Origin of the sequence: Enterococcus asini ATCC 700915, assembly GCF_000407365.1 — a bacterium.
GTDB lineage: Bacteria > Bacillota > Bacilli > Lactobacillales > Enterococcaceae > Enterococcus_C > Enterococcus_C asini.
The window spans coordinates 1,009,640-1,035,812 of record NZ_ASVU01000001.1 but is presented as its reverse complement, the minus strand read 5'-3'; the positions used below and the strand labels follow the sequence as shown (position 1 = coordinate 1,035,812).

The window sequence follows — 26,173 nt, the reverse complement described above, 5'->3', positions numbered from 1 at the left end:
TAATGAGGAAAGCCCGTTTTGTAAAGCTATTTTTGAAAACAAATGAAAACACGCAAACAATCTTTCACATTTTCAAAACCAGCTACCCCCCGCGAAAAAATCCCGAAAAGCCTCCCCTTTAGCATACAACATTTTCAACAGAAAGGTCACTTATGAAAGACTATCAACGCATCCTAGTGCTAGGCTCTCCCGGTGCCGGCAAATCCACCTTGACACAAAAAATCGCTCGCAAAAAACAGCTACCGATTATTTCCCTGGATCAACTGTTTTGGATAGACAATGAGACGACCATCACCACCGAAGAGCTAAAGACTGCCCTACAGCCTTTACTAGCAGAAGAGCGCTGGATCATGGACGGTAACTTTGCTTCCACTTTACCCTTACGCTTAGAGCGGACAGATCTCATTCTCTATTTGAAAGTTTCTCGCTTAAAAGCCATGTATCGGGTCATCAAACGCTACTGGCGCTACCGGGGTAAGCCCAATCCCAGTGGCAATCCCGACCGTATCGATTGGGAGTTTCTTCAGTACATCTGGGAATTTCCCAAAACCCAAGAACCCTTAGTGAAAAAGTATCTGAAAGAAGCGTCTCGCGCCATTCCAGTCATCAGTGGCACTAGCGTAGAAATCTTGCAAAAGCTAGATGCTTAATCTGAAAAAAGCCGAGACTTTTCAGCGCCTCAGCTTGACAAAAGACCATTTTCTGGCGTACACTACTCTTTGTGTAGAATAATGCAGCAGGAAAATAATAGCTCGTCACCAGTCCATCGCCTCTATTTCTAGTCTCTAGAATCAGGGTTCAATTGCGTAACCGCGGCTGCAAAAGGTGAAGATTGAAGGATGAACTGTACGAATATGAATTTTTCAACGGATTATTTTACTCCAACTAAATTTATTGGAGGATTTCATTATGTCTCGTTATACTGGACCATCTTGGAAACAATCTCGTCGTTTAGGCGTATCCCTATCCGGCACTGGTAAAGAATTGGCACGTCGCCCTTTCCCACCAGGTCAACACGGACCTAACAGCCGTGGTAAAAAATCTGAATACGGTTTGCAATTAACCGAAAAACAAAAACTACGTCACATGTTCGGTTTGAACGAACGTCAATTCCGTAACTTGTTCGTAAAAGCTGCTTCTATTAAAGAAGGTAAACACGGTGTTAACTTCATGATCTTGTTGGAACAACGTTTGGACAACATGGTTTACCGTCTAGGTTTGGCTACTACTCGTCGTCAAGCTCGTCAATTAGTTAACCACGGTCATATCATGGTTGACGGCAAACGTGTGGACATCCCTTCATACCACGTAGAAGTTGGTCAAGTGATTTCCGTTCGCGAAAAATCTAAAAACATGGTTACGATCAAAGAAGCTGTTGAAGCGACTATCGGCCGCCCAGCATTCGTAAGCTTCGACGATGAAAAATTGGAAGGTTCATTGACACGTTTACCAGAACGTGACGAAATGACTCCAGATGTTGACGAATCATTCGTCGTAGAATTCTACAACAAATTAATGTAATCTCATTACATTTCACCGAAAGTCCTGTACATCAGGACTTTCGGTTTTTTGTTTATTTTTTAACCGCTGATAGCGCGTTTTCTCAATTATATTCAAACAAAAGGAGCCAACTCACAAATTGAGTTGGCTCCTTTTTAAAAATATTACAAGTAGGAATGCAATTCTTTTTTGAGATCCTCTTTCATCCGCACGCCTACTAAGCGGTCTACCACGCGACCATCACGAAAAATCAACATGGTCGGAATACTTTGAATGCCATATCTGACTGCTAAATCGGAATTTTCATCCACATTGACTTTGCTGATTTGTCCTTCATTTGGTCCTAATTCTCGGCTGAGTTCTTCTAAGATTGGCCCTTGCATTCGACATGGGCCGCACCATTCTGCCCAAAAGTCCACTAAATGTAGTCCTGAACTGATTTTACTATCAAAGGTTTGTGTTGTTAAGTTTTCCATATTTATGCGCTCCTTCATCTAAACTATTTTTTGATAATCATTTTAACGGCTTTTTCTATTTTTTCTTCCTGTTCTTCTTTGTTCATCTCAGGATGTTCCAAACAGTTTTTCAAATTCTCGGCAACGATGATTCCCATCACACGATCCACACTGGAACGTACAGCACTTAACTGTGTGATCACATCCGTGCATTCCGCTTCTTCTTCAATCATCTTTTGAATCCCCCGAAGTTGACCTTCCGCCCGCCTCAAGCGATTAATAATACTTTTATCACAGCCTGCCAACGCTGATCCCCCCTTTTCCTACTAGCTTCTTTGGTTGATACTATTGCCCAATTTTTTCTTAAAGGCAACTTTTTAAAAATCACTTTATGCCCCATGCGGTATTGAAACAGCGCATAATGATCGATTGCTAGCGAATTTCCGCTTATTTCACTTGTAACCACCGTTACCACACCAGAAAATAGAGCGAATAGAGTAATTCTCTTTTATACCTACAAGGGTATATTAAACACGAATAAAACAGTAATGTCAACTAGAAAGTTTCTTTAAAAATGAATTACAGCAAAAGACAGCAATCAAATTGACGAGACATACCCTGTTAGGGTATCATCCAATTATTGAAAGGAGCAATTACATGAAAAAGAAAATTGTCATTATCGGTGGCGTCGCTGGTGGCGCTACCGCTGCAACACGCTTAAGAAGGCTTAGTGAAAACGACGAAATCATCCTCTTTGAAAAAGGGGAATATATTTCCTTTGCCAATTGTGGTCTTCCTTATCACATTGGTGGAACGATTAAAAACAGAGACGACCTTTTATTGCAAACAGTGGATGGGATGTCTCAACAATACGGTCTAGACATTCGCAATTTTTCAGAAGTCACGGCCATCCATCCCCAGAAAAAAAGCGTTTCTGTCACCAATCACCAAACGAACGAAACTTATGAAGAAACTTTCGATCAGCTGATTATTTCCACCGGTGCTAAAGCGATCGTGCCCCCGATTGAAGGCTTAGATACAGCAGAAAATGTCTTCAGTTTGCGCAATATCCCGGATATGGATCACATTAAAGCCTACATTAAAGAACATCATGTGACACAAGCTTCCATCGTTGGCGGAGGATTTATTGGCTTAGAAATGATGGAAAACCTTGTGGAGTTGGGCCTTCAAGTTCATTTGATCGAAATGTCAGATCAAGTAATGCCAAATATCGATTTTGAATTGGCTCAAATTTTACATGCCCAAATCGACTTACATGGAGTGGATTTGATTCTTGGCGACGGGTTAAAGGCGATTCAGCAACAAGGACGGGAACTCCTTTTAACTAGCGGGAAAAAGATTCCCACCGATTTGACTATCCTCGCTATTGGTGTCACACCAGAAAGCACTTTGGCAAAAGAAGCCGGGATTGAACTAGGTTTGCGAGGCGCGATCAAAGTCGATCAAAAACTAAGGACTAACTTCCCTGATATTTATGCCATCGGTGATGTTATCGAAGTCACTGATTTTGTAAACGGTACCCCGACTTTGATTCCTCTTGCTTGGCCAGCCAATCGCCAAGGTCGCCTCGTGGCTGATATCATCAATGGCATCGATGCATGCTATACCGCGACCCAAGGAACTTCCGTGGCCAAAATTTTTGAATTAACGGCTGCCTCTACTGGGAACTCTGAAAAAACGCTGAAGCGCCTGGAAATTCCTTATCACAGCATCCATATCCATCCCAATTCCCACGCAGGCTACTATCCCGGTGCCAGTCCGATTGCTTTGAAACTCCTCTTTAGCCCGGACGGAAAAATCTTAGGCGCTCAAGGTGTGGGCACTGATGGCGTAGAAAAACGGATTGATGTCATCTCCACCGCCATGAAGTTTGGCGCAACCGCAGATGAACTTGCCGGGATTGAATTGGCCTATGCACCGCCTTACTCTAGTGCTAAAGATCCCGTCAACATGCTGGGTTATACCGCAGACAACCTTTTGACTAAGCGCATCGAAACCGTTTCTTGGCAAGAAGTCGATGAGTTGATTGAAAAAGAAGCTTACCTATTAGATATTCGGGAAGAGTTTGAACAAGCCACTGGCAAATTGCCAAATAGTCATTCGATTCCTTTATCACAACTAAGAGCACGGTTCGCTGAGCTACCAAAAGACCAAACAATCTATGTGTACTGTCAAGTAGGTTTGCGGGGATACAATGCAGCTCGAATCTTGATGCAACAGGGCTTCCCAGTCAAAAATATCGACGGGGGTTACAAAACATATAAACAAGCCCACTATCAAGTCAAGCAAAGAGCCAATACCACGCCGCCGATAACACCACTGACTACGCCTGCTGAATCTTCCAATGAAGCAACGAGCAAGACAATTCAAGTGGATGCCTGCGGATTGCAGTGCCCTGGGCCAATCTTAAAAGTCAAAGAATCCATCGACCAAATGGAAGACGGACAACAACTAGAGGTCCAAGCTAGCGATTTTGGCTTTGTTGCCGATATCGAAGCCTGGTGCAAAAATACCGGGAACACCTTATTAGAAAACCAAATTCAAGGCAACAAAGTTACTGCTCGAATCGCGAAGGGCACTTCTGGAACACCAGCAGCCCCCCCTTCAGCACTGCCCAAAGAAGGTGTCCTTCACGAAACAAAAGACGGGGCCACCATGGTCGTTTTCAGTGGAAATTTAGATAAAGCCTTAGCTTCCATGATTATTGCTAGTGGCGCTGCTGCCATGGGTAAAAAAGTCACGATTTTCTTCACCTTCTGGGGCTTGAACATTTTGAAAAAACAAAAAATCCAAAAACGCGGACTAGCCAAACTCTTTGACCTGATGCTACCAAGTAGCGCAAATAAACTGCCCCTTTCAAACATGAATATGGGCGGAATGGGCTCGAAAATGATCCAAGCGGTCATGAAGCAAAAAAATGTCGAGCCACTACCAGTGATGATCGAAAAAGCCAGCGACCTTGGGGTGAAATTCGTTGCTTGTACCATGAGTATGGATATTATGGGTATCGAGCGTTCCGAATTGTTTGATTTTGTTGAATACGGCGGGGTTGCCACTTATCTAGGCGACACCACAAACGCTGATTTAAACCTCTTTATCTAATCAAAAAAAAGCGCAGTGATACCCCCACACTTTATTCCCATTTCAGCTAAAAAAAGCCGTCCTTTTCGGATTTGAAAAGGACGGCTTTTTGATTCATGTACAAAAACGACATTCTACAAAAATACACCTCCGCATCCGATTAACAAACACAAGCACATCCTTGCAGTATTCCTTCAATCCTAGGTATACTAAATAACAACTACTAGCAGTTGTTCAAGGGAGAGTTCCAGATGGTTTCGTTTTTTAACGCACTGACTTTTTTATGGATTGCAAAAACACCTCCGGAAAAAACTATCAATACACAATTCGGGTTTCAGACGAAAAAGGCCAAGAAAAACCAAAAAAATTGGGCCATTGCGCAAAAAGAAATGATTGCTTATGCCGAAAAAGTCATCTTGCCTTCTTGTATCATTGGATTTTGCTTTCTCATCGTCGAAGTCTTTCTCTTCTTTCACTGGTCAGAAAACAAATTCGCCGCAGTTTTACTTATTGAAACCTTGGTCCCAATCATCTCTTACCTCAAGCTATATTTTCATGTTTCCAAAAAGTTACCGGACTAAAAACAACAACTTCCAAATCGACAAAAAAACATCGAGGCCGGTTTTATTCGGAACTCGATGTTTCTTCATATTCAATACATCACACTGATAAAAGTGAAAATACCACTTATCCCTACTAAACACAACAAGCCCCAGCCAAGATTGGCCAAGTCTGCCCGCCGCCAACCGCGGAAAGTCCAGTACACACTGAGCGCCGGCAGTAATAAAACTGCTACTTGCTTCGGAAAAGTGTAATTTACGTTGCCATCCATCCCCCACTGCATGGGGACATTTGCCGGTAGCAAGCCTAAAAACAAGACTGCCAACAAAAGGCTAATGACCAGCAAGACTACGTAGGCTTGTTTTGGATTCAATCGCTCTAAGAATTTCATAGGTTCACTTCCTCCACATCACATCATTTCATTTCTTCAGTATGAGTATGTGCTTCTTGCTCAAATGAAGCAATCAGAAAATGCTCCCACCTTGCAGTCCGTGCACCACCATGCCAGAAAGCCCGCACCAGCAAACGCTTGCGAACAAATCCTTTTGTGGCCCCCAACCTAAAGCGCCTAAAACTAACAAGATAACATACAAAACTAAAAACAACACTACCAAAATACTCAAGCCGTAAAGAAGCTTCAGCTGCAAGCTGGCATTGCTGAAAATCAGATCAAATTTACGCTCCCGCTGAACTTTTTCACCCAATAAAATTCCTTGTAACGCGGGAATCGTCTCCAATTGTCGCTGAAAAATTACGCCATCGTCTTCTGCCAGCATTTCCGTAAAGATGTGATTCCCTGCTTGAAAGTCCAAGGTGTAATAATGAGTCTGTTTCCGAATGGCGCCGATTGTCGCGGCACTCCAATCAAAATAGCCAATTTTATGTTTTTTAAACAAGATGCTCTGAATGGAATCATAAGGATAGGAATAAAACAGGCGCTCTTCCAAAAATTCCACAATGACGACAAATAACATCCGCTGATTCGTGAAGACCAACAAGCGATTGCCTCGGACATCGTGGAAATTTTCTACATAGGCTCTGGCTTCTGGTTCTCTGGCATAGGCCATCCCCATGATACCCCCGGTTGCCACGGCGGTATTTTCTTGATTGGTCATGGGTAAGTACGCTTGAATGACCTCCCCTTCTTCCAGATAAGGGGTCAATTTTTTCAAGAAGTCTTGCAAGAAGATATACATTTTTGTCTGTTCAAACAAACGCTTCTTATCCTGAGTCGACAAATCCTGCTTGCCAGCCAATTCGTCATTGAGTTGCCAAAAGGATTTCTTAAAAGGATTTCTCATGCTTTTCCACGCTCCTTTTCTAAGACATTGCGCAATTTTTCCTTACCACGAGCCAGGCGATTGGACACAAGAGCAGCACTCAACCCCAAATCGGCGGCGATGTCTTTCGGTTTATCTTGAAAGAAAAAATACTTCAAAAAAATCAACTGATCTTCCGGCGCTAAAACCGCCACCAACTCTAAAAACTGCTCCGTACCCAAGTGTTCATCCCACGCCAAAGTCTCCGGAAGTATTTCACTGGGCACATAGCGTAAATCCCGAATCACTTGGCGTTTTTTATCCAAGGCTTGATTGCGGGCAATGGTCACACACCACGTTTTGAAACTAGCCTTTCGAGGATCAAAGTCCCCAATTTTCTCCCAAATTTTGTAAAAGACCTCGTTTTCCACTTCTTTGCGATAGCTGGCTTCCGCGGGATGATTCAAGATGCCCCAGACAGCTTGGCAAATGGCAAAGCCGTAGTCATCGATCAAGGCTTCCAGACCACGAAAGTCTTTTTCCCGCAACGCTTGAATAAGCTGCTTTTCTTCCATCCCCCTAACCTCCTCTTCACCTTATTATACGTTAGCCAAACTAGGAATCTATCCGCCGTGAGCAAAGAATTTGGCTTTCCCACTTGTGCCCCGTAAACTAGACAGGAGGTGAATCCCATGCGCAATACTTGGCTCGAAGAACAATTGACTAGCATTCAAGACCCAGCTTATCAAGCGATAATCCAGGCAACCAAAGAGTATATCGAGGAGTTAGAAGACGACAACGAGAGCTTGCAAATCTCCTTGGAAGGCTCAATTTGGAGCCCGAATCGCTGGAACGAACAAAAAAAGGAACCCTCCGACATTTAAGCCGGATGGTTCCTCTTTTTTATAAAACCGCCACGAGTTCTTTTTCTAACTGCTCCGGCGTAGTCGCTGAGGCAAAGCGTTTTAGCACATTACCTTCTCGATTGACTAAAAACTTCGTAAAGTTCCACTTAATAGCCGAGCCTGCGATACCGCCTTTTTCCTTTTTCAAGAATTTGTATAAGGGACTGGCGTCATCCCCATTAACCTCAACCTTGCCAAAGGTCTTAAAAGTCGTCTGGTAATTCAACTGGCAAAACTCTTGAATTTCTTCATTGGTACCTGGAGCTTGATGGCCAAACTGGTTGCAAGGGAAATCCAAAATCTCAAATCCAGCGTCACGATGTTTTTTATACAATTTTTCCAAACCTTCGTATTGAGGAGTGAACCCACAACCGGTCGCCGTGTTTACGATTAGCAAGGCTTTTCCTGCATAATCGGACAAAGACACATCCTGCCCTTGGGAATCTTTGACTGTATATTCATAAATACTCATGATTGATACCGCCTTTCTTTTCCTTATTCTAGCGAAGGACCACTCCTTTCACAACTAATCGGCTTCGCCTTAGGACCACAAAAAAAGCCCCTTGTAGCAAGGGGCTTTTCAGTAGTCACTTTACATTAATTCTTCTACCGGTTCGTTTGTACAAGTACGATTTGCCAAGGGAATGTACGCTCGATCCGCCGAGACTTCCATATAAGCCGGGCGAATGATCTTTTGTGCATTGATCAACTCTTCCATGCGATGAGCAGACCAGCCGACAATGCGGGCCACGGCAAACATCGGCGTGTAAAGCTCCCGGGGGAGGCCGAGCATGGCATACACAAAACCGCTGAAGAAATCGATATTGGCGCTGACTCCTTTAAACATCTTACGCTTTTCACCGATGATTTCCGGCGCCAAGCGTTCCACTAAGGTGTACAGTTCAAACTCCGCTTGTTCTTCTGGGCCTTTTTCTTCTGCCAATTTAGAGACATAGGCTTTGAAAATCGCCGCCCGAGGGTCATTGTCGCTGTATACCGCGTGACCCATGCCGTAAATCAACCCTTTGCCATCAAAGGCTTTCTTATCCAAAATAGCTTCTAAATACTGGCGCACTTGGGCTTCATCCGTCGTATCCGCCACGGTAGCTTTTAAGTCTTCCATCATCTGGGTCACTTTGATATTGGCGCCCCCGTGCTTCGGCCCTTTTAAGGAACCTAAGGCCGCACTAATCGTGGAATACGTATCCGTGCCACTGGAAGTCACTACTCGGGTGGTAAAAGTAGAGTTATTCCCGCCCCCATGCTCCATATGTAAGACGAGAGACATATCCAAAGTCTGAGCTTCTTGCTTGGTATAGCTCTTATCCGGGCGCAACATGGTTAAAATGGTCTCCGCCGTACTCAAATTCGGATCCGGCCGGTGAATGTACATGCTCTCCGATTTTTCATAGTGATTGTACGCATGATACGCATACACCGCTAACATAGGAAAAACACTGATCAGCATCAAGGACTGCTCCAAGACATTTTCAATACTAACATCGTCTCGCTTGTCATCATAGCAAGCCAAGGTCAACAAACTCCGGGATAAGTTGTTCATAATATCCGCAGAAGGCGCCTTCATAATCACGTCCCGAACGAAATTCGTCGGTAAAGTCTGCTTCTCCGCCAACAACAAGCGAAACTCCTGCAGTTCATCCGGACTAGGCAACTCCCCGAACAAGAGCAAAAACGCTACTTCTTCAAAACCGAAGCGACCCTCTCCCACAAAACCTTGGACGATTTCTTCAATGTCGATTCCTCGATAGCGCAACTCACCAGTTCCCGGAATCGGTACGCCATTCACAATTTTTTGCGGATAAATCGTCGAAATCGTCGTGAGTCCGGCTAAGACGCCTTTCCCATTTGTGTCTCGCAATCCTCGTTTGACGTTATATTTTGAATAATTATTCACATCGATCAAATCGACTCCTTGACAGCGCAATGCCAGACTCGGATAATCCAACAAGTTTTTCTCATTTACGTTCACGAATAACACCCCTTTACCAAGAAATACTCGAAATTCTACAAGATTGTATTAGTGAATATTATATCACCGATTTTTCGAAAAAGAAATAATTTTTTGACCATTTACTTTTATTCATAACAAACGTATAATTATTCTTATATCGACACTTTTTTAGGGAAAAGGGGGAATCACCTTCATGAAATGGCAAAATACCTTAGAAAATCAAGGGTTGACTTATTGCGATTTGCATCAGGTCACAGCGGAATTCGGTGCAGACTTAGCGACACTGCCCTATTCCATTCGCGTCTTATTAGAGTCTGTCGCCCGTAACCGGGATGAGGAAATCACAGACGACATCATCCGCACATTAGCCCATTGGCAAGCTCAGGCTCCTGTGGGGGTAGTACCGTTCAAACCAGCTCGGGTAGTCTTGCAAGACTTTACCGGTGTGCCGGCGGTGGTGGACTTGGCAGCCATGCGAGATGCTACCGTGAAGCTCGGTGGAGATGCCCAAGCCATTAATCCAGAAATTCCCGTAACCTTGGTGGTGGACCACTCCGTCCAAGTTGATTACGCGGGAAGCCCCCAAGCATTGGCCTTTAATACCAAACGGGAATTCGAGCGGAACCACGAACGCTACCAGTTTCTGAAATGGGCACAGCAATCCTTTAAGGACTTTGAAGTCGTGCCTCCAGAAACCGGGATTATCCACCAAGTCAATATTGAAAAACTATCCGATGTTATTTTGAAAAAAGAAGTTAAGGGGGAAGTGCAAGTCTTTCCAGATACTTTACAAGGTACGGATTCCCATACCACGATGATCAATGGCCTTGGGGTCTTAGGCTGGGGTGTCGGGGGCATTGAAGCCGAAGCAGCCATCTTAGGAGAAGCTTCTTATTTTCCTATGCCGGAAGTCATTGGAGTTGAATTTACCGGTGCTTTGCCGAAAGGAACCACTGCAACGGATTTAGCTTTGGCCGTCACCGAACTTTTGCGTAAAGAAAATGTTGTGGGCAAGTTTGTCGAGTACTTCGGGACAGGCTATCAAAAACTAAGTCTGGCAGACCGGGCGACGATTGCCAATATGGCGCCGGAATACGGAGCAACTTGTGGTTTTTGTCCCATTGATGAAGAGACGCTAAATTATCTGCGTATTACCGGCCGTTCACCGGAGTTGATCCAACTCGTAGCCGATTACACGAAAACCAACGGCCTGTTTTATGATCCAAATACGATTCCGACCTATACTAAAGTCATTCAGCTTGACTTGAACACGATCCAGCCTTCTTTGGCCGGGCCAAAACGCCCCCAAGACCGAATTACGTTAGCCAATGTGGCAGAGGATTTCACCAATTCCGTGACCGCTCCCGTGGGACCAAAGGGCTTTGGCTTACCCGTGGCAGAATTAACGAAGACCGCCCCTTTACACTGGCCAGAAGACACCACGCCAAAAGCAAGCCCAGAAACTATGAAAACCGGCGATCTAGTACTGGCAGCCATTACCAGCTGTACCAATACGAGCAATCCCTTTGTTATGATTTCGGCGGGACTTTTGGCGAAAAAGGCCGTGGAAAAAGGTTTGCAAGTACCTCCTTATGTGAAGACTTCTTTGTCACCAGGTTCTCGCATCGTGACTACCTATCTGGAAGACAGCGGCCTTTTGCCTTATTTAGAGCAACTTGGCTTCTATAATGTCGGCTACGGTTGCACTACCTGTATCGGAAATTCTGGTCCTTTGTCCGACACCGTTTCAGAAGCCATCGAAAGCGAAAATCTGTTGGTTTCCTCGGTTCTTTCCGGAAATCGGAATTTCGAAGGCCGGATTCATCCTTTGATTAAAGCCAATTACTTGGCATCGCCACCTTTAGTCGTGGCTTATGCTTTAGCGGGCACGGTAACAAAAGATTTGACCCAAGAGCCCCTGGGCACCGATGCCCAAGGAAAGCCCGTGTACTTGGCGGACTTACAGCCTAGCGTAGAAGAAGTTCAAAAAGTAATCGACCAATACGTAGGCCCGGAAGCTTATCAAGAAACTTATGCCCATATTTTTGATGCCAACAAACGCTGGAATGAAATTGAAACTAGCGCCGATGATTGCTTTGCTTGGGACGAATCTTCCACCTATATCGCCAATCCGCCATTTTTCACCGAGTTAACCAAAGATTTGCCAAAACCGGAACCTTTGCGGAATTTGACCGTTTTGGCCAAACTAGCGGATTCGGTAACGACAGACCACATCTCACCGGCGGGCAATATCGCCATAGATTCGCCAGCCGGTCGCTTCTTAAAAGAACGCCAAGTGGCGCCTAAAGACTTTAATTCTTATGGTTCGCGACGGGGCAATCACGATATTATGATGCGAGGGACCTTTGCCAACATCCGACTGCAAAATCAACTGGTTCCGGGAAGTTCCGGTGGCGTCACCAAATATCAGCCCACAGGCGAAACCATATCCATTTTCGATGCGGCGATGCAGTACCAAAATGACGGCACGGGCACCATCGTTTTAGCCGGGAAGGATTACGGTATGGGGTCTTCTCGAGATTGGGCGGCCAAAGGAACTCAGCTTTTAGGCGTAAAAGTCGTCTTGGCGGAAAGCTTCGAGCGGATTCACCGTTCTAATTTAGCCATGATGGGGATTATTCCATTGCAGTATCTACCAGGAGAAAACGCAGAAACCTTGGGCTTAACCGGGGAAGAATACTTCGACGTGGCCCTACCGGAAAATCCGGAAGTCGGTCAGCTCGTCACAGTGACCGCTACAAAAGACGGCCAAAGCCAAACTTTCCAAACCAGATTGCGCTTTGATGCCCCGGCAGATATCCGCTACTGGCGGCACCAAGGGATCTTGCCCATGGTGATTCGCAAGAAATTCAACTAATACGTACTAGCGGACTTGCCTGAAACGGTAAGCCCGCTTTTTCCCACAAAGGAGGAACACCCGTGAGCTATATTACAATCGAAAATGAAACCCGCATCGTCCCTGATCAACCGATCATTCCCTTTATTCCTGGGGATGGGATTGGCCCAGAAATCTGGCAAGCCACCCGACAAGTCCTCGATGCAGCAGTCGCCAAATCCTACCAAGGGCAAAAAGCGATTCAATGGACCGAAGTCTTAGCCGGAGAAAAAGCTTTTAACGAAACCGGTGAATGGCTGCCAAATGAAACCCTTGATGCGATTAAAGCGGCCAAAGTTGCCATTAAAGGCCCTTTAACCACGCCAATCGGAGGCGGCATTCGTTCCTTAAACGTGGCCTTGCGCCAAGATTTGGATCTTTTTGCCTGTGTGCGTCCGGTACGCTATTTCACCGGGGTCCCTTCTCCTTTGAAGGAACCGGAAAAAACCGACATGGTCATCTTCCGGGAAAATACCGAAGACGTCTATGCCGGCATCGAATTTGCCAAAGATACACCTGAAGTCAAGCGGCTAATTGAAATCTTGCAACAGGACTTTGCCGTGAAGAAGATTCGCTTTCCCGAAACGAGCGCCATCGGTATCAAACCGATTTCCCAAGAAGGGAGCCAGCGTCTGATTGCCGCAGCTATCGATTACGCCCTAGCCAATGGTCGAAAATCCGTAACCTTGGTCCACAAAGGCAATATCATGAAATTCACTGAGGGGGGCTTCAAAAACTGGGGCTACGCACTGGCGGAAACAACTTATGCCGCGCAAACCTTTACCATGAATCAATATGCCACACTGGCAAAAGAACAAGGTCCAGTGGTTGCTGAAAAAGCCTACCAAGACGCGCTAGCCAGTGGCAAACTAATCATCAATGACGTAATCGCCGACAATATGCTCCAACAAATCCTACTCTATCCGGAGAAATACGACGTAATCGCCACTTGTAATCTCAACGGAGACTACTTGTCCGACGCACTAGCGGCTCAAGTCGGGGGTATCGGTATCGCTCCAGGAGGCAATATTAATTACCAAACCGGCCATGCGATTTTCGAAGCCACCCATGGTACAGCGCCAGATATCGCCGGTTTAGGCAAAGCCAATCCTTGCTCCATGCTCTTATCCGGTAGCATGTTGCTGGACTATCTTGGTTGGCAAGAGGCGGCGAGCTTAGTAGAAGAAGCGATTGAAGCGGCCCTCCCAGCAAAAAAAGTCACCGCCGATTTCGCTCACTCCATGACAGGTGCAAAAGAAGTCACCACAGAAGCATTTGGCCAGCTCTTAGTAGACTGGATTGAAAAACAAGACTAATCCTAAAAAAGGCGGAACTAGTTCGTAAAGCCAGCCGTCGCTAAACTTGGCATGATAAAAAAAGATGAAGCCCGTCTGACCCCACCGGTCAAACGGGTTTCATCTTTTTGATTTTTTCTTCATCGGGGCATCCCCTGTAGGTAAACGGCGACCAAAGGCGATTTGCAAGCGAAAATCATTTTTTATCAACATGGCACACAGCAAGACCTCGGCGATAAACCAGTAAATCTGGTGACTTTTCTGGGTCGCTAAGGTAGCGATATCGTCTCCATGAAGGATGATTTCCAAGGAGATAAAACAAATCAAGCTGTAAACCACCGCAAATAAAAAGCGGCTTGTGAGGATGTGGTTTCGCTTTGCATTATAAATCAATAGACCGTTGAACAAAACCAACAAGACAAGGTGCACATAGTAGGCCCAAGGATAAAAGCCAAAATAATAGGACTGAGCTTCTCCAAAGGTAAAACCGGTACTAATAATCAAATTGACGACCAGAATCGAGCGATACGCAGCTAACAACATCTCCTCACCTCTTTTTCTAACTCAACTTTTATTGAATTATAACAAATATGGTAACAGATTTCGAAGCATTCACCCAAATATGCAAATTCCTATCATTCTCATAAGAAATTAGGTCTAGACGAATTGTTTTTTCTTCCAAGTCAAAAAAACTTCTTTACCTTTCGTTAACCATAAAATATAATCTAGTTAACCAATCGTTAACCGCTATTATAAATCTAGTTTACGAAAAGAGGAGATTCCATGCGCATTAGTTTACGAGAGCAAGTTACTGCGGCGATTTTTGCCGCCATCATCGCCATTTTATCCCAATTCACCTTAACTTTACCGATAACGGTGGTGCCTTTTACGTTACAGACCTTTATCATCGGCCTCACCGTGACCATCTTAGGCATGCGGGCAGGCACCTGGGCTATCGCTATTTATCTGCTTTTAGGCTTGATTGGTATGCCTGTCTTTGCCGGAGGGGCCAGCGAACTCCAAGCACTGCTAGGTCCTACCGGGGGCTTTTTACTAGGCTTTTTGTTCAACGGCCTAGCTACCGGTTGGCTACTAGAAAAACTTGGTCGCAACTATCCCGGCGCAATCAGCGCCAATCTGGTCGGTGCTGCCATTGTCTTGCTTTTCGGTGCCTTGTGGTTGCAAATCAGTACCGGCATTTCCTCTAGTGCCGCTTTGCAATCCGCTGTGATTCCCTTTTTAGTGCCCGGAGTCATTAAAGCCGTGGCCGCTGCTATTATCGGCCTATTGATTACCAAGCGGTTACCGGAAAAATTTTTAACTCCCGCAAAATAATCGAATCGACCAAAAAGCAGAACGCCCATTGCGGACGTTCTGCTTTTTTAACGAAGTAAATCAACATCTGGGTGTTGTAAGTAGTGCTCTACCATTTTGCGGCTAGTCAAAGGAACATCCCCTTGAATCGTGTGAGCCAAAACTGCATTCCCCGTGGCAAATTCACAGGTGCGTTGCAAGTCCCAGCCTGCTCCATAGCCCAGTAAAATTCCTGCTGCATAGGCATCACCGGCTCCGATACGATCTAATACACTTAGCTTGTGCCAAGCAGACTTAATTTCATGCTCCGGTGTGTAGAGTTTACCGATTACTCCTGGTTCATCCCGCCGTTCCCGCTTAGTGCCGGCAAACCATTGTAGTCCATACTCTTTCATAAAGTCTTGAATCAACGCCGTTCCCGCCACCTCATCTGCCGGGGCCTCGCCGAAATGCAATAGTTCCACCAGGTCCCGCACGGAGCCAAAGACTAGGTCACAGTAAGGCAAGATTGCTTCATACCGTTGCTTCATCTCGGCTTTTTGCCCCGGCTCATCGTTTAAGCTCGGACGAAAATTAAAGTCAAAGCAGACTTTTTTTCCTGCCCCATGAGCCATCTCAGCCAAGGTCAAAGCAGTGGCTACCGTTTGCTCCGTCAAACTCAAGGAAATCCCACAAATGTGAATCAAATCCATCTGAGCCACAAAGTCCGCCAACAAGTAGTCCTTTGTAGCCGCAATACTAAAAGCAGAGTTCCGGCGATTTTGATAGGTTACTTGTGTGGGCCGCGTGCCATAACCAATCTCGGCAAAAAAGCTCCCCAAGTGATCTCCGGCTTGCCCGATAAAATCCGGCGCAATGCCTAAGCGGCGTAAGTTAGCCAGAGCAGCTTCTCCCAGACGATTGTCTGGCACCATGGTTAACAGCGCCGTTTCTTGCCCAAAATGACTGAGGTTACTCAAAAGATTGACCCCAGTTCCGGTAAACTCCATGCGCAGTTGATTGCTTTGTTCCAATAACAAGTATTCCGGTGGTGTCAGCCGTAGCATGACCTCACCAAATGCACCGATTTTCATAAGCAAATCCCCTATTTCAAGCTGGCTTTCATTAAGGTCAACAGTGTTTTAACATCTGCAACCTTCGTATCACCAGTCGTTTTGTCGATAATTGAGCTGTACACGTGAGGGATGATTTTCTTCACGCCGGCATCTACGGCAATTTGCAGAATTTCAGCAAAATTGTCTAAATCGATTCCTCCAGTGGGTTCCAAATAAAAGTCATTGGCCGCACAAGCTTCGGCAACCACTTTGTACTCCTCCAAATGAGCCAAGCCTTTCATATTAAAGAACTTAATGGAGCTGCCCCCCATATCTTTCAACAGCGCAATCGCTGTTTCAATCGGCACAACCCCTGGTGCGACTTGAGAACTCAAAGGCCCAGTGGCGATATTCACCATTCCTGGTGTTCCTGTGGGGGAAACCAAGCCGTTGATGACTGTTTCATTTTGTCCTAAAAGCGCCCGGGATGTGCCCACACCAGTAAAGACTTGGTTCACGTGTTGGGGTTGTAAAACTTGGGACAAGCGAGAAACCATTTGACTTTGATTCGGGTCCCCTGCGCCTAAACCCACCGACAAAGCATTGTTCGTTGCTACTTGGTAACGTTTCATGTCTTCAATGGCCGCTTCATCTGTAGCATAGTTTTTCGACAACACGCCTAAAACCACGTGACCTTCCGCCGCTTCGTAACATTCCTTCGCATTTTCTACCGAGTTAGCTAAGACATTTAAACAAATACGATCTTCTAAATAATTGGGAATTCGTGACATTTTTTTCTGCTCCTTTACTTGTTGACCTGCTATTTTTTTAGTTCATGATTTCCGTTAAACGCCGAACAATTTTTGCCAACTCTTCAGTGTTAACCGAGCGAATATCAAATTCAATGATGCCGTTGTTGGCTTGGTATTCCCGAGTGTAGATCGCCGGATTCTCCGCTTTTAACTCAGCAATGACTTCTTTGGCGCTCTTTTTCCCGGCAACCTTCACACTGGCCCGGTAAATATCCCGGCCGGCCCCATCTTGAACCACAGCAGCGGTTAAATTCGGAATCTGATTGACCTGCTGGATAAACGGTGCCAAGCGAGCTTTCATGGAATTGCCGTCCTCACTGCCGTTTTTCAAGTAATCTTCCACCGCTTGGGTAAAGCCTAAAATATTGTCTTTGCCGATTTTCATGGCCCGACCGATTCCTTTACCTTGCAGACGTACCCATTCAATATAGGTTTTCTTCCCGATTACTAAGCCGGCGCTAGGCCCTTCGATGGCTTTTGCCCCAGAGTAGATCACCAGATCCGCCCCGGCTGCCACGTATTTAAAGAGATCCTCCTCTGCCGCCGCGTCCACAATCAATGGCAAATTATGCTCCGCCGCTACTTGGGCCGCTTCTGCCACACTCAGCATACTCTTTTGTACCGTGTGATGGCTCTTAATGTACAAAATCGCTGCGGTATTTTCCGTAATCATCATGGCCACGTGTTCCGGTGTACACATATTCGCATAGCCTGCTTCCACCACTTTGCCGCCACCTTGGGCCACCATGACTTCTACCGGTGTCCCGTAATCCACATTGTGCCCTTTTGGCAACAAGATTTCCCGCTTGGTGATTTTCTCCGTGTAAGGATGATAGGCGTGATAAAGATCTCCTTGGCCGATTAAAGCCGCCACAGACTGGGCAATCCCTGCCGAGGCAGACGAAACGATTTGCGCATCTTCCACTTGAAGCAAATCAGCCAAATACGCCCCGGTTTGCTTGCCTAGCTCACTCATTTCAAAAAAGTGCTCCCCACCAAAACGTTGGGCTGCTAGGACATTTTCCGAAACCTTTGAAACACCTAAAATCGTCATGCGCCCGGAAGCATTGATGACCTCTTTTAAGCCAAACTTCTCATAACTAATTGTCATAAATCACGCCTCCAATAATCGTCTTCACTGGTTGAATCACTTCCTGAGCGATCCGCTTGTGCCCATTGGAATCCACTAATTCTTGCTCCTCATTGCGGATTTCAAAAATTGTCAAATCCCCGTCAAAGCCTACTTTTAATTGTCCCTTGGTGGTCAAGTGGAAATTTTTAGCAGGTACTGTGGTAATTCGCTGAATGATTTCCGGCCAAGAATAGCCCACCAAATGCAATTTATCCAATGTGGTAGCCATATTGTAAACCGGCCCTTTTTCCCGATTGCGGATGTAGATATCCGTGCTGATTGAATCACACTTCATGCCTTCTTGCAACGCGACTTCCGACACGTGAAAGTTGAAACTATCCGTTCCGTGGCCGATGTCAAAGACGACGCCACGCTTGTACGCTTCCCAAACAAAATCTTTAATACGATCTGTTTGCTGATCCAAAATACCATTGGGCTTGCCATTGAAGCAGTGGGTCAAGACGTCCCCTTCATCCAACAGAGCCAAAATATCCACTAATTCCGGCGGGTTTGAACCGATATGCACCATTAATGGCAAATCACCATTTTCCTTTTGAATGACCTTCGCCATTTCCAAAGGTTTAATGCCATTTTCCCCGATAACGGTTTTGCTCATACGGGCTTTGATTCCTAAGATAAAGTCCGGATATTTCGCCAACGCCTCCGCAACTAACCGAGATTGTACCTTGGTTAGATCCGCCAGTTCGTCTTGTTCCACAATGCCAAACTTCGAGATATTCACCAAAGCATAGACATTGGTCTTAGCCGCTTGGGCCAATTCATAAAAGCGCCCAATGTTTTCCGCTCCGGTAGTCCCGGCGTCAATCACTGTGGTAACGCCTTTTTTGACACCAATCTCATCTGGGTAATCGTAGTACAGCGTCATTTCTTCAAAACAGTGCACGTGATCGTCAATCCAACCGGCGGAAAGATATTGATTTTCAGCGAGTGTTAGTTCTTTTTTGCCACTTTCAGGAATTTTTTCCCCAATCGCCGCGATTTTGCCATTTTGAATGGCGATTTCTATCCTAGTGCCTTCAATTGTCCGCGCATTCTTGATTACTAAATCATACATATGACTCATCCTTTATCCGATACTATTTTGCCACTTCAAAGCGGAACTTCGACCAAGGCTTGATAAATGGCAGTAAGATCAACTCTTCTTGGGCAATTGTTCCCACTTTATTCTTACGAGAATCCCGATGAGGCGTCAAAACGATTTGCAATTCATTTTTGTATTTCCCAAAAGCATCGTTGCCGACTACCACATCCCCAGGCTGAAATTCAATTTCATTGTCATGGGCGGGGTTATTTTCATTTTTATAGTCTTTCCGAACTTGCGTCGAGCGAATCACTTGATCGGTGATATCCCCTCTACGAAAATGTTGCGCACGTAAAACAATCTGGCGCTCCACTTCCGAAATGTCTGAAACAAATTCAATGGCAAATTGGGTTTGATAGCGATTCACACTACCCATGGCGGCCAACTCTGCCTCTGAGGCATAGGCATTGCCGATAATGACATCATCGATTAGCCCCGTAGCAAAGAGGTGTTTTGCAGCGGTAGCCGGTGCTAAATGACGATGTACCTCTAACGTAGGCAGGCCGTCATTAATATCCCAAGGACCGATTGTTCCAACTTGTGAAGTGACAAAAGCTGCCGTACGGATACCCTGACGTTTAAAACGCAGACTACATTTTTCAAAAAAGTCGTAAGGCAAAGCTGTCCCTTCTTGAGGGTAAAAATTGTGACAACCGTAAAGGAATGGTTGATTGGCTTCATAGGTCAAAATATTGTCCAAATAAGCCACATCATTGCTCATGTTTAATTCAATGGCTACTTCTTCTGGATTAAACGTCAGCATGGCTTCCTTATTGCCATCAAAGCCTACATCCAAACGAATCCCATCGGCTCCTAGTTCTTTGAAAAAGCCCATATCATCGTAGCTAATACCTAATTCATCAAAAATATTAGGCGCCACATCTAAAATTGTTTCATATCCTAATTCTTTTGCAAAGAAAATCAACTCTTTAAATTTAGCCGCTACCGCTTCTTTGCCGTCAGTTACTTCCAACATGCTCATAAAAATCCGTGAAAAACCATATTTTTGCGCTAGTTGGAGATATTTTCGATCCGTTTCAGGATTGCTGTGATCCGGGTATAAAGAAATGCCTAATTTTCGTTTCATATACTTTTTCCTCTTTCCATGTCTGAATACTTACTGCGAAATTTGTGTGCCAATACAACACTCGTCACCACCGTGGCCGCCGCTGTTAAAAAGCCCCCGATTCCCAAGAATGTTCCTACAAACATGCTTGTGGCAATCACCAAAAGGGTTAAGAGCAGTGCATAGCGAAATTTCATTGTTGCCAGTCGTTCTGGCAGACCGGCTTTTTCTAAATAAATCTGACAGCCAATCAATAAGGCTAATAAGGCAATAAACATTGTGAACCACCAAAAGGGTTAAGTGTCAGCCGTTTTTTGCGACTACACCCAACCCTCCACCTTTCGTTATTTTGCTTCCACAATCGTTGCAGCTGAAGCTTCAGCTGCCATTTCTTGTGCAATTTCTTCTGCTTCTTTTTGTAGTTGTTGTTTTTCAAAAACTTTGAAAAATGGGTAGTAAATCCCCAACGTCAATACAAAGTTAAAGATCACTAGAATCGCTGCCATGATACTCCAGTCAGTACTCATCCATGCAGCGATTGGCGCTGGCATTGCAAAACCGAGACGGGCTGCCATACGTGGCACCAAGCCAGAAATCGTCGCAAAGTAGGAAATCGTTGTGGTAATCAATGGTGCCCCGATAAAAGGAATCGCCAAGACAGGGTTCATTACGATTGGCGCCCCAAAAATCATTGGTTCATTAATATTGAAGAGCCCTGGCAAGAAGGACAATTGACCCAATTTCTTTAAATATTTGGATTTGGAGAACATGAAGAGTACGACTAAAGCGAAAGTTGTTCCCGCTCCACCAATCCAGATGAACCATTGTAAGAACTGTTCTGTAAAGATATTTGGCAAGTTTTGTGCACTAGTCCCTGCTTGGAAAGCTTCCATATTTTCAGCGATGGACATATCCCAGAAAGGACGAATGACTGGCCCCATGATTGCTGGTCCGTGAATCCCCAAAACCCAGAAGAAACAAATCAGAAAGACGGTTAGCAACCCACCGAAAAGACTGTTTCCAGCAAGAACGCCTTTTAGTGGCATTAATAAGTTACTCAAGAAACCATTTAAGTCAAAGCCTAACATGTGGCGAATAACCCAGAAGAAGACTAAAATTACGGCCCCAGGAATCAATGCAGTAAATGAATTGGAAACTTCTGGCGGCACGCCATCTGGCATCTTAATGGTAATCTTTTTCTCAATAAAGAAACGGTAAATTTCAACAGTTAAGATAGCTGTAACGATTGAACCGAATAATGAACCGGAGCCTAAGTTTGCGATATTCATATAGCGCCCGGCATCAATGACTCCTTCCACTCCTTCAAAGACTCGCAGTGGGGGTGCTGCAGTTACTAGAAAAGCCATGGTAGCAACAATACTTACCGTTAGCGTGTCCAACTTATACGAACGCGCCAAGGAAGTCGCAATCCCAAAGGTCGCATATAAAGCTAACAAGCCCACGGTATAGCGAAAAGGAACATCTAGCACTTCACGATATGGTTCAATAATTGCTGCAACTGATTCAATTGGGATGTTCAATAAAATCGTGAAAAATGAGCCGACGATGGTTAAGGGCATCGTCGCGATGATCCCTTTTCGAATCGCCACCATGTGACGTTGGTTACCGAGTTTGTTGGCAAACGGCATAATCTTCTGTTCGATGACTCCGACAAATCCATTCATTTTTAACCCTCCGTAATCGTTTATAACATTATAATGTTTACGGACATACTATAACATGGTCATTTAGAATTGTAAACGTTTTTCTATTCTTTTTTCAAAATTAGTAAATTCCCTTTCCCGCGCCTTGGGAAAAGGGAAAAATTTACGGTTCTAGGTTTCATATTCAATTTGATACGGGTGGCGGTTGGTATTGTAAATTGCCTCAGAATATTCCACCAATCGACCATCATCCCCTAATGACTTACGAATCCGTTGAATGCCGATCGTTTCTTTTGTTTCAAGAATATCTTGATGCTCCGGTGTCAGCTGAACTGCCAAAAAATCGTCCTCAAAAGAACGAATTTCATAGCCTTCTAAATTCAGCAGGCGATACAAAGACCCCGTCGCAAAATCAGCCAGAGTCAAATGAGCCAATTTCATCGGTAAATAGTGGCTAAAATAAATATAAGGCTGTCCTTCTAATAAATACAGACGCCGGTATTCCAAGACTTTCTCACCAAAGTTTTGATAAAGCCGGTGCTCTTTTTTGAGCTCTTTGATTTCCAAAGAGAGTGCTTTCGTACTAAGATGCAAGTCGGATTTCTGCAACACTTGGGAAAAACTGGCCGCTTTGGAGAGTTTGTTGTAGGGACGGTTGCTTAAAACCGTCGTACCTTTGCCGCTTTTCTTTTCCACGTATTCATCTGCGGCTAAGAGTTCAATCGCTTTGCGGACGGTGATTTTACTCACTTGAAATAATGCTTCTAATTCCGTTTCCGTAGGGAGTAAGCTGCCCACGGGATACTTTCCGCTAATGATGTCGTTTTTGATTTTATCGGCAATTTCTAAATAAAGGATCTTCGTGCGCTTCATAAGCGGCCTCCCTTCTAGTTTTCTTCCATCATAGCATATTCCGAAAAAATCCCAAGAAAAATCCTCATTCTTGACAAATAAAAAAACCTGTTGCCAAAGCAACAGGTCAAATTTTGATTCGCTTATTTCACAGCGTCTTTCAATTGTTTACCAGGTTTGAAAGCTGGTGTTTTAGAAGCTTTGATTTCGATTTCTTCCCCAGTTTGTGGGTTGCGACCTTTACGAGCAGCCCGGTCCCGAACTTCAAAAGTACCGAAGCCCATGATTTGTACACTGTCGCCATTCTTTAAAGAGGTTTCAACAGTGTCAATGATGGCAGTCAATACTGCGGTAGCATCTTTTTTAGTCAGGCCTGATTTTTCGGCAACTGCGGAGATCAATTCTGCTTTGTTCATGAATAATTCCTCCTAGGAATAAAATAATTGGGATTTTGCTTAATCCCTACGTATTATTCTAGCAAAATCCCCATGACTCCGCAACAGAAAACCCTTTCCGACTTTTGATAAAATAATACTTCCCTGGATTGGTTTGTATTTTTATCTTTTATCAAAAGTGCGAAAAAGGCTGATAAATCAAGGTTGGGCATTCTTTCGAAAAAAATCCAACTTTCCCTGTCCGTTACCGGAAGCGCTTCTTTTCTTTTTGCTATTAAACGGCTAAACGAGGCGCTTTACAGGCAATAGGGCCGGGGTCAAGCTGCTACTGTCCTAATCTTGGTACAAAGGTTGTGGTTCAATCAAGCGATACTCAAAGGTCACGCTTTCCATACCAAAAAGCGCCAAGACGTCATTGGTATGCGCATATAAGTCTTCTAGATCACAGAATTTTTTGTCGGTGGTGATTTTTTCACTGCCTTTTTGATAGCTGATTTTGTTGCTTGTTTCTTCATTGGTGATTTCCACGCCATCTTTACTGTAGACCATGGCTTCTTCCCCCATGCCAATCATGACGAATTTTTGTTTCCAACGGTCCTTTTGGGCAAAGGCCATCACTAAGGAAGGTACGTCCAAGTTTTCCAAGGATACTTCGCTACCGTCTTCAAAAGTTAGGCGGTACACGTGTAAGGAAAAGGATTCACAGGCGTTACAGCCGCCTTCTGCAATGCGTTTTTTACCACTAATAATTGCGTTCATTTTTTGGTTCCCCCTGTTCATTTGCCCTCATTATACTCTTTCTATCCATAAAAAAAAGGGCTAAAGGGAAGTTGTTCCCATTCCGTAAAAAAGCGACTATGAACGCCGCCACAGTCGCAATCAATACAATCCTTAGCCCTCGATTTTTAATGCTGGCCAGAGTGTGGCCCAATTTTTCTTTGCTACGCGCTGACGGTACACTTGCAAATAGCGTTCACTTTGAGCAAATTGAGGCGTCGGGCGCACTCGAAAATTCGCCAAATCTTGCAATCCCCAAAGGGCCACAAACTCTACTTTTTTCCCTTGCAGGCGACAAGCTAAGGCCGTACACGTCTCTGGGTACTTGCTGACCGCCTCCAGACTACTGGTATACGGTTCTTCATCGGCAAAATTGTGCTGGTGCATCCAAGCCTGATTTTTAATTTCCCAATTGATTTGCGGATACTGACTAGCTAAACTAGCACCCCAGGCCTCGCTGTCTGAGTAACTCAGTGTTGGATCAAAGAAAATCACGTCCACATCCCTCGCCTGATTTTCTTTTTGGCTGAGACGATTCCAAAGAAAAGTCCGCAGCGTTCCCGCCACCAACCAACAATCCGGTAAGTGCCAACTCTGGATGATTCGTAAAAGGCTCATCATCTGTTGGTCTTCTTCTAGCCACCTGCAGACTTGTTCTTCTGTTAATAGGTTGTTCATTGCCTTATCACGTCACCTTTTCAAAAATTCTTGCGCCGCTTTTAAGCTCGGTGTTTTTTTTGTTGCTTTTATTATCGGCTAGCAAAAAGCGACGGACCAGACCAGCTAGCATCGCTTTTTGCTAGTTTCTTTCAATAATCGTCATGGAGCGGCGAAATTCTTCTGCCAGATGTACTTTTTTATAGGCATCAAAGGCTGCTTGGTTCCGGCGAAGAATCCCTCGCAGTTTCATAGGGGCATACTCTGCCACCAGTTGATTGGCAAAGACGAAATCTTTGGTCAACTGCCATTCGAAATAATAACCAAAAGGCCGACAGCTATACACCGTCTTGCTCCGGGTCAAATCTGGAAAATGACGATGGGTATGGCCGAAGACACAATGACTGATATTGTCGTATTGATCCAAAAGTCGTCCTAAGCCCGCGGAACCCAAAAAAGCATTCAGCTCATTCCAACGGCGAAGTTTCGGAGCCGTTTGATAAATGATGAATTCTTTTTGGGGCACAAAGTGAGTGGCTAAAATCACATCTTTTCCTGCCTTTTGCAATTGATCCAAAACTTTGCGCAAATGACGCAAGAGTGCTGCATCCACTTCTGGGTCCGTGCCCGTGCGTTGGATCATTCGGTCATACCAGTACAGTTCCTTTAATTTGGGAATCTTCTCTGGTTCCACCTCTTGGGCAAAGGCATAATCATACCAACCATTGTAGCCTAAGAGCATCGATGATTCCGACAAAGGGAAAGTTTTGAAATTCAAAAAGCCCGGTGCCGGAAAGTCTTCAATCTGGGCTTCGGTTAAATCCGCCATTTCGTGATTGCCCCAATTAAATGTGGTCACAAAGCCTGCTTCCGTGAAATAAGCCACCACTTCCCGAGCCCGGTCCACTTTATTTGCCAAATCTCCGGCAAAATGAAGATGGGTAATCTTTTCTTCCTGGAGAATTTCCGCCAGCAGGCTAAACTCCGAGGCAAATAAGCCATTGATATCCACATGAAAATCCGAGATAATGGCTAACCGGGTCACTCTTTTACTCCCGCTTGTTCTTGGCTCATGCGAAGTAAGGGAATATTATCCGCTAAGATTCCGGAAGCCCCTTTTAGACGTAGCGCCATTTGGGGACTAAAGGTCAAAAAATTCTCCTCTTCAAAATAAGGCAGTGAACTTTCTTTAATATGGAAGACCCCTACACTGGTTTCCACCGGAATATTATAGACTTCTAAGCCTTTTTCGGGGTAATTTTTGCCAGTGATGATTAAGCGAAAGCTCAAATCCAAACGGCAACTGATCTCCGTGTTGGCAAACGGGCCAATGCCGTCCTCAAAATCCAAATACAAGCGATCTTGCGGCTGCAATTTTCCTTGCAACCAATCGGTCACTCGTTCATCCAATATAATTTTCATC

Annotated in this window: 29 protein-coding genes; 8 read left to right on the top strand and 21 right to left on the bottom strand. The window is 44.9% G+C overall.

The window, feature by feature from the left end:
* The first annotated feature begins 152 nt into the window (after positions 1-152).
* Together I579_RS05070 and rpsD are read left to right on the top strand one after the other, a co-directional pair.
* Complete coding sequence (locus I579_RS05070; protein ID WP_010754681.1) at positions 153-650, top strand: NB-ARC domain-containing protein; 498 nt, start codon at positions 153-155, stop codon at positions 648-650.
* Between the two features lie 259 nt (positions 651-909).
* Entirely contained in the window at positions 910-1,521 is a 612-nt protein-coding gene (gene rpsD / locus I579_RS05065) for a 30S ribosomal protein S4 (RefSeq protein ID WP_010754682.1), read from the top strand.
* A gap of 143 nt (positions 1,522-1,664) precedes the next feature.
* Here the strand turns inward: rpsD and trxA are convergent, their stop codons facing one another.
* Both trxA and I579_RS05055 read right to left on the bottom strand, forming a co-directional pair.
* Positions 1,665-1,976, bottom strand: a complete 312-nt coding sequence (trxA, locus tag I579_RS05060) for a thioredoxin (protein WP_010754683.1) — start codon at positions 1,974-1,976, stop codon at positions 1,665-1,667.
* Positions 1,977-1,999: 23 nt separating this feature from the next.
* Positions 2,000-2,260, bottom strand: a complete 261-nt coding sequence (locus I579_RS05055) for a metal-sensitive transcriptional regulator (protein ID WP_010754684.1) — start codon at positions 2,258-2,260, stop codon at positions 2,000-2,002.
* A gap of 352 nt (positions 2,261-2,612) precedes the next feature.
* Here I579_RS05055 and I579_RS05050 point away from each other — a divergent pair, with 352 nt between their 5' ends.
* Positions 2,613-5,078 carry an FAD-dependent oxidoreductase gene (locus I579_RS05050; RefSeq protein WP_010754685.1) on the top strand — a complete coding sequence of 822 codons (2,466 nt, stop codon included), beginning with the start codon at positions 2,613-2,615 and terminating at the stop codon, positions 5,076-5,078.
* Between the two features lie 230 nt (positions 5,079-5,308).
* A complete protein-coding gene (locus I579_RS05045; RefSeq protein WP_010754686.1) occupies positions 5,309-5,638 on the top strand; it encodes an SdpI family protein in 330 nt (109 codons plus the stop codon).
* A 71-nt stretch (positions 5,639-5,709) separates the two neighbouring features.
* Here I579_RS05045 and I579_RS05040 read toward each other — a convergent pair whose 3' ends face one another.
* The 3 genes from I579_RS05040 to I579_RS05030 all read right to left on the bottom strand — a co-directional run bounded on the left by I579_RS05040 (position 5,710) and on the right by I579_RS05030 (position 7,452).
* Positions 5,710-6,009, bottom strand: coding sequence for a DUF1648 domain-containing protein (locus I579_RS05040; protein WP_010754687.1), 300 nt, complete (start codon positions 6,007-6,009; stop codon positions 5,710-5,712).
* A 73-nt stretch (positions 6,010-6,082) separates the two neighbouring features.
* Positions 6,083-6,919, bottom strand: a complete 837-nt coding sequence (locus I579_RS12495) for a PH domain-containing protein (RefSeq protein ID WP_010754688.1) — start codon at positions 6,917-6,919, stop codon at positions 6,083-6,085.
* Positions 6,916-7,452, bottom strand: a complete 537-nt coding sequence (locus tag I579_RS05030) for a sigma-70 family RNA polymerase sigma factor (protein ID WP_010754689.1) — start codon at positions 7,450-7,452, stop codon at positions 6,916-6,918. Before I579_RS05030 ends, I579_RS12495 begins: the two co-directional genes overlap by 4 nt.
* A gap of 117 nt (positions 7,453-7,569) precedes the next feature.
* Here I579_RS05030 and I579_RS05025 point away from each other — a divergent pair, with 117 nt between their 5' ends.
* The gene (locus I579_RS05025) at positions 7,570-7,761 is read left to right on the top strand and encodes a hypothetical protein (protein ID WP_010754690.1); all 192 of its coding nucleotides are present in this window, start codon (positions 7,570-7,572) and stop codon (positions 7,759-7,761) included.
* Between the two features lie 19 nt (positions 7,762-7,780).
* Here the strand turns inward: I579_RS05025 and I579_RS05020 are convergent, their stop codons facing one another.
* Positions 7,781-8,254 (bottom strand): glutathione peroxidase, encoded by a 474-nt coding sequence (locus tag I579_RS05020; protein WP_010754691.1) that lies wholly within the window; start codon positions 8,252-8,254, stop codon positions 7,781-7,783.
* A 120-nt stretch (positions 8,255-8,374) separates the two neighbouring features.
* Positions 8,375-9,748, bottom strand: coding sequence for a citrate/2-methylcitrate synthase (locus I579_RS05015; RefSeq protein ID WP_371168783.1), 1,374 nt, complete (start codon positions 9,746-9,748; stop codon positions 8,375-8,377).
* Positions 9,749-9,947: 199 nt separating this feature from the next.
* On the opposite strand from I579_RS05015, the gene acnA reads away from it, so the two are divergent.
* The gene (gene acnA / locus I579_RS05010) at positions 9,948-12,632 is read left to right on the top strand and encodes an aconitate hydratase AcnA (RefSeq protein ID WP_010754693.1); all 2,685 of its coding nucleotides are present in this window, start codon (positions 9,948-9,950) and stop codon (positions 12,630-12,632) included.
* A gap of 62 nt (positions 12,633-12,694) precedes the next feature.
* On the top strand, positions 12,695-13,966 hold the full coding sequence (gene icd / locus I579_RS05005) for an NADP-dependent isocitrate dehydrogenase (protein WP_010754694.1): 1,272 nt from the start codon (positions 12,695-12,697) through the stop codon (positions 13,964-13,966).
* A 99-nt stretch (positions 13,967-14,065) separates the two neighbouring features.
* Here icd and I579_RS05000 read toward each other — a convergent pair whose 3' ends face one another.
* The gene (locus tag I579_RS05000) at positions 14,066-14,488 is read right to left on the bottom strand and encodes a hypothetical protein (RefSeq protein WP_010754695.1); all 423 of its coding nucleotides are present in this window, start codon (positions 14,486-14,488) and stop codon (positions 14,066-14,068) included.
* A gap of 240 nt (positions 14,489-14,728) precedes the next feature.
* Here I579_RS05000 and I579_RS04995 point away from each other — a divergent pair, with 240 nt between their 5' ends.
* Positions 14,729-15,280: a biotin transporter BioY gene (locus I579_RS04995; protein WP_010754696.1), complete on the top strand. Its 552-nt coding sequence runs from the start codon at positions 14,729-14,731 to the stop codon at positions 15,278-15,280.
* Between the two features lie 47 nt (positions 15,281-15,327).
* Here the strand turns inward: I579_RS04995 and I579_RS04990 are convergent, their stop codons facing one another.
* The 13 genes from I579_RS04990 to I579_RS04930 form a co-directional block, all read right to left on the bottom strand.
* Positions 15,328-16,332: a sugar kinase gene (locus I579_RS04990; RefSeq protein ID WP_010754697.1), complete on the bottom strand. Its 1,005-nt coding sequence runs from the start codon at positions 16,330-16,332 to the stop codon at positions 15,328-15,330.
* A gap of 11 nt (positions 16,333-16,343) precedes the next feature.
* Positions 16,344-17,084, bottom strand: a complete 741-nt coding sequence (gene dagF, locus I579_RS04985) for a 2-dehydro-3-deoxy-phosphogluconate aldolase (RefSeq protein ID WP_010754698.1) — start codon at positions 17,082-17,084, stop codon at positions 16,344-16,346.
* Positions 17,085-17,121: 37 nt separating this feature from the next.
* Positions 17,122-18,216, bottom strand: a complete 1,095-nt coding sequence (locus tag I579_RS04980) for a DgaE family pyridoxal phosphate-dependent ammonia lyase (protein ID WP_010754699.1) — start codon at positions 18,214-18,216, stop codon at positions 17,122-17,124.
* Positions 18,206-19,312 carry an amidohydrolase/deacetylase family metallohydrolase gene (locus tag I579_RS04975; protein WP_010754700.1) on the bottom strand — a complete coding sequence of 369 codons (1,107 nt, stop codon included), beginning with the start codon at positions 19,310-19,312 and terminating at the stop codon, positions 18,206-18,208. Before I579_RS04975 ends, I579_RS04980 begins: the two co-directional genes overlap by 11 nt.
* Positions 19,313-19,334: 22 nt before the next feature.
* Positions 19,335-20,426, bottom strand: a complete 1,092-nt coding sequence (locus I579_RS04970; RefSeq protein WP_010754701.1) for a DUF871 domain-containing protein — start codon at positions 20,424-20,426, stop codon at positions 19,335-19,337.
* Positions 20,423-20,683: a hypothetical protein gene (locus I579_RS04965; RefSeq protein ID WP_010754702.1), complete on the bottom strand. Its 261-nt coding sequence runs from the start codon at positions 20,681-20,683 to the stop codon at positions 20,423-20,425. Before I579_RS04965 ends, I579_RS04970 begins: the two co-directional genes overlap by 4 nt.
* 66 nt (positions 20,684-20,749) lie before the next feature.
* Positions 20,750-22,090, bottom strand: a complete 1,341-nt coding sequence (locus I579_RS04960) for a PTS sugar transporter subunit IIC (RefSeq protein ID WP_010754703.1) — start codon at positions 22,088-22,090, stop codon at positions 20,750-20,752.
* A 150-nt stretch (positions 22,091-22,240) separates the two neighbouring features.
* Positions 22,241-22,942, bottom strand: a complete 702-nt coding sequence (locus I579_RS04955; RefSeq protein WP_010754704.1) for a GntR family transcriptional regulator — start codon at positions 22,940-22,942, stop codon at positions 22,241-22,243.
* Between the two features lie 122 nt (positions 22,943-23,064).
* On the bottom strand, positions 23,065-23,337 hold the full coding sequence (locus I579_RS04950; RefSeq protein WP_010754705.1) for an HU family DNA-binding protein: 273 nt from the start codon (positions 23,335-23,337) through the stop codon (positions 23,065-23,067).
* Positions 23,338-23,649: 312 nt separating this feature from the next.
* Positions 23,650-24,075 carry a DUF4809 family protein gene (locus tag I579_RS04945; protein WP_010754706.1) on the bottom strand — a complete coding sequence of 142 codons (426 nt, stop codon included), beginning with the start codon at positions 24,073-24,075 and terminating at the stop codon, positions 23,650-23,652.
* A gap of 132 nt (positions 24,076-24,207) precedes the next feature.
* Positions 24,208-24,771: a nucleotidyltransferase family protein gene (locus I579_RS04940; protein WP_010754707.1), complete on the bottom strand. Its 564-nt coding sequence runs from the start codon at positions 24,769-24,771 to the stop codon at positions 24,208-24,210.
* A gap of 121 nt (positions 24,772-24,892) precedes the next feature.
* Positions 24,893-25,795 (bottom strand): metallophosphoesterase, encoded by a 903-nt coding sequence (locus tag I579_RS04935; protein ID WP_010754708.1) that lies wholly within the window; start codon positions 25,793-25,795, stop codon positions 24,893-24,895.
* On the bottom strand, positions 25,792-26,172 hold the full coding sequence (locus I579_RS04930; protein ID WP_010754709.1) for an iron-sulfur cluster biosynthesis family protein: 381 nt from the start codon (positions 26,170-26,172) through the stop codon (positions 25,792-25,794). Before I579_RS04930 ends, I579_RS04935 begins: the two co-directional genes overlap by 4 nt.
* Between the last annotated feature and the right edge of the window lies 1 nt (position 26,173).

Bases quoted from the DNA above. Each gene is read 5' to 3' on its own strand.
- I579_RS04940 (WP_010754707.1), bottom strand. From the start codon at position 24,771: ATGAACAACCTATTAACAGAAGAACAAGTCTGCAGGTGGCTAGAAGAA.
- I579_RS12495 (WP_010754688.1), bottom strand. From the start codon at position 6,919: ATGAGAAATCCTTTTAAGAAATCCTTTTGGCAACTCAATGACGAATTG.
- I579_RS04975 (WP_010754700.1), bottom strand. From the start codon at position 19,312: ATGTATGATTTAGTAATCAAGAATGCGCGGACAATTGAAGGCACTAGG.
- I579_RS05050 (WP_010754685.1), top strand. From the start codon at position 2,613: ATGAAAAAGAAAATTGTCATTATCGGTGGCGTCGCTGGTGGCGCTACC.
- I579_RS04990 (WP_010754697.1), bottom strand. From the start codon at position 16,332: ATGAAAATCGGTGCATTTGGTGAGGTCATGCTACGGCTGACACCACCG.
- I579_RS04995 (WP_010754696.1), top strand. From the start codon at position 14,729: ATGCGCATTAGTTTACGAGAGCAAGTTACTGCGGCGATTTTTGCCGCC.
- I579_RS05020 (WP_010754691.1), bottom strand. From the start codon at position 8,254: ATGAGTATTTATGAATATACAGTCAAAGATTCCCAAGGGCAGGATGTG.
- I579_RS05025 (WP_010754690.1), top strand. From the start codon at position 7,570: ATGCGCAATACTTGGCTCGAAGAACAATTGACTAGCATTCAAGACCCA.
- I579_RS04930 (WP_010754709.1), bottom strand. From the start codon at position 26,172: ATGAAAATTATATTGGATGAACGAGTGACCGATTGGTTGCAAGGAAAA.
- I579_RS04980 (WP_010754699.1), bottom strand. From the start codon at position 18,216: ATGACAATTAGTTATGAGAAGTTTGGCTTAAAAGAGGTCATCAATGCT.
- dagF (WP_010754698.1), bottom strand. From the start codon at position 17,084: ATGTCACGAATTCCCAATTATTTAGAAGATCGTATTTGTTTAAATGTC.
- trxA (WP_010754683.1), bottom strand. From the start codon at position 1,976: ATGGAAAACTTAACAACACAAACCTTTGATAGTAAAATCAGTTCAGGA.
- I579_RS04950 (WP_010754705.1), bottom strand. From the start codon at position 23,337: ATGAACAAAGCAGAATTGATCTCCGCAGTTGCCGAAAAATCAGGCCTG.
- acnA (WP_010754693.1), top strand. From the start codon at position 9,948: ATGAAATGGCAAAATACCTTAGAAAATCAAGGGTTGACTTATTGCGAT.
- rpsD (WP_010754682.1), top strand. From the start codon at position 910: ATGTCTCGTTATACTGGACCATCTTGGAAACAATCTCGTCGTTTAGGC.
- I579_RS04945 (WP_010754706.1), bottom strand. From the start codon at position 24,075: ATGAACGCAATTATTAGTGGTAAAAAACGCATTGCAGAAGGCGGCTGT.
- I579_RS05030 (WP_010754689.1), bottom strand. From the start codon at position 7,452: ATGGAAGAAAAGCAGCTTATTCAAGCGTTGCGGGAAAAAGACTTTCGT.
- I579_RS05000 (WP_010754695.1), bottom strand. From the start codon at position 14,488: ATGTTGTTAGCTGCGTATCGCTCGATTCTGGTCGTCAATTTGATTATT.
- I579_RS04965 (WP_010754702.1), bottom strand. From the start codon at position 20,683: ATGTTTATTGCCTTATTAGCCTTATTGATTGGCTGTCAGATTTATTTA.
- I579_RS04955 (WP_010754704.1), bottom strand. From the start codon at position 22,942: ATGAAGCGCACGAAGATCCTTTATTTAGAAATTGCCGATAAAATCAAA.
- I579_RS05040 (WP_010754687.1), bottom strand. From the start codon at position 6,009: ATGAAATTCTTAGAGCGATTGAATCCAAAACAAGCCTACGTAGTCTTG.
- I579_RS04960 (WP_010754703.1), bottom strand. From the start codon at position 22,090: ATGAATGGATTTGTCGGAGTCATCGAACAGAAGATTATGCCGTTTGCC.
- I579_RS05070 (WP_010754681.1), top strand. From the start codon at position 153: ATGAAAGACTATCAACGCATCCTAGTGCTAGGCTCTCCCGGTGCCGGC.
- I579_RS05045 (WP_010754686.1), top strand. From the start codon at position 5,309: ATGGTTTCGTTTTTTAACGCACTGACTTTTTTATGGATTGCAAAAACA.
- I579_RS04970 (WP_010754701.1), bottom strand. From the start codon at position 20,426: ATGAAACGAAAATTAGGCATTTCTTTATACCCGGATCACAGCAATCCT.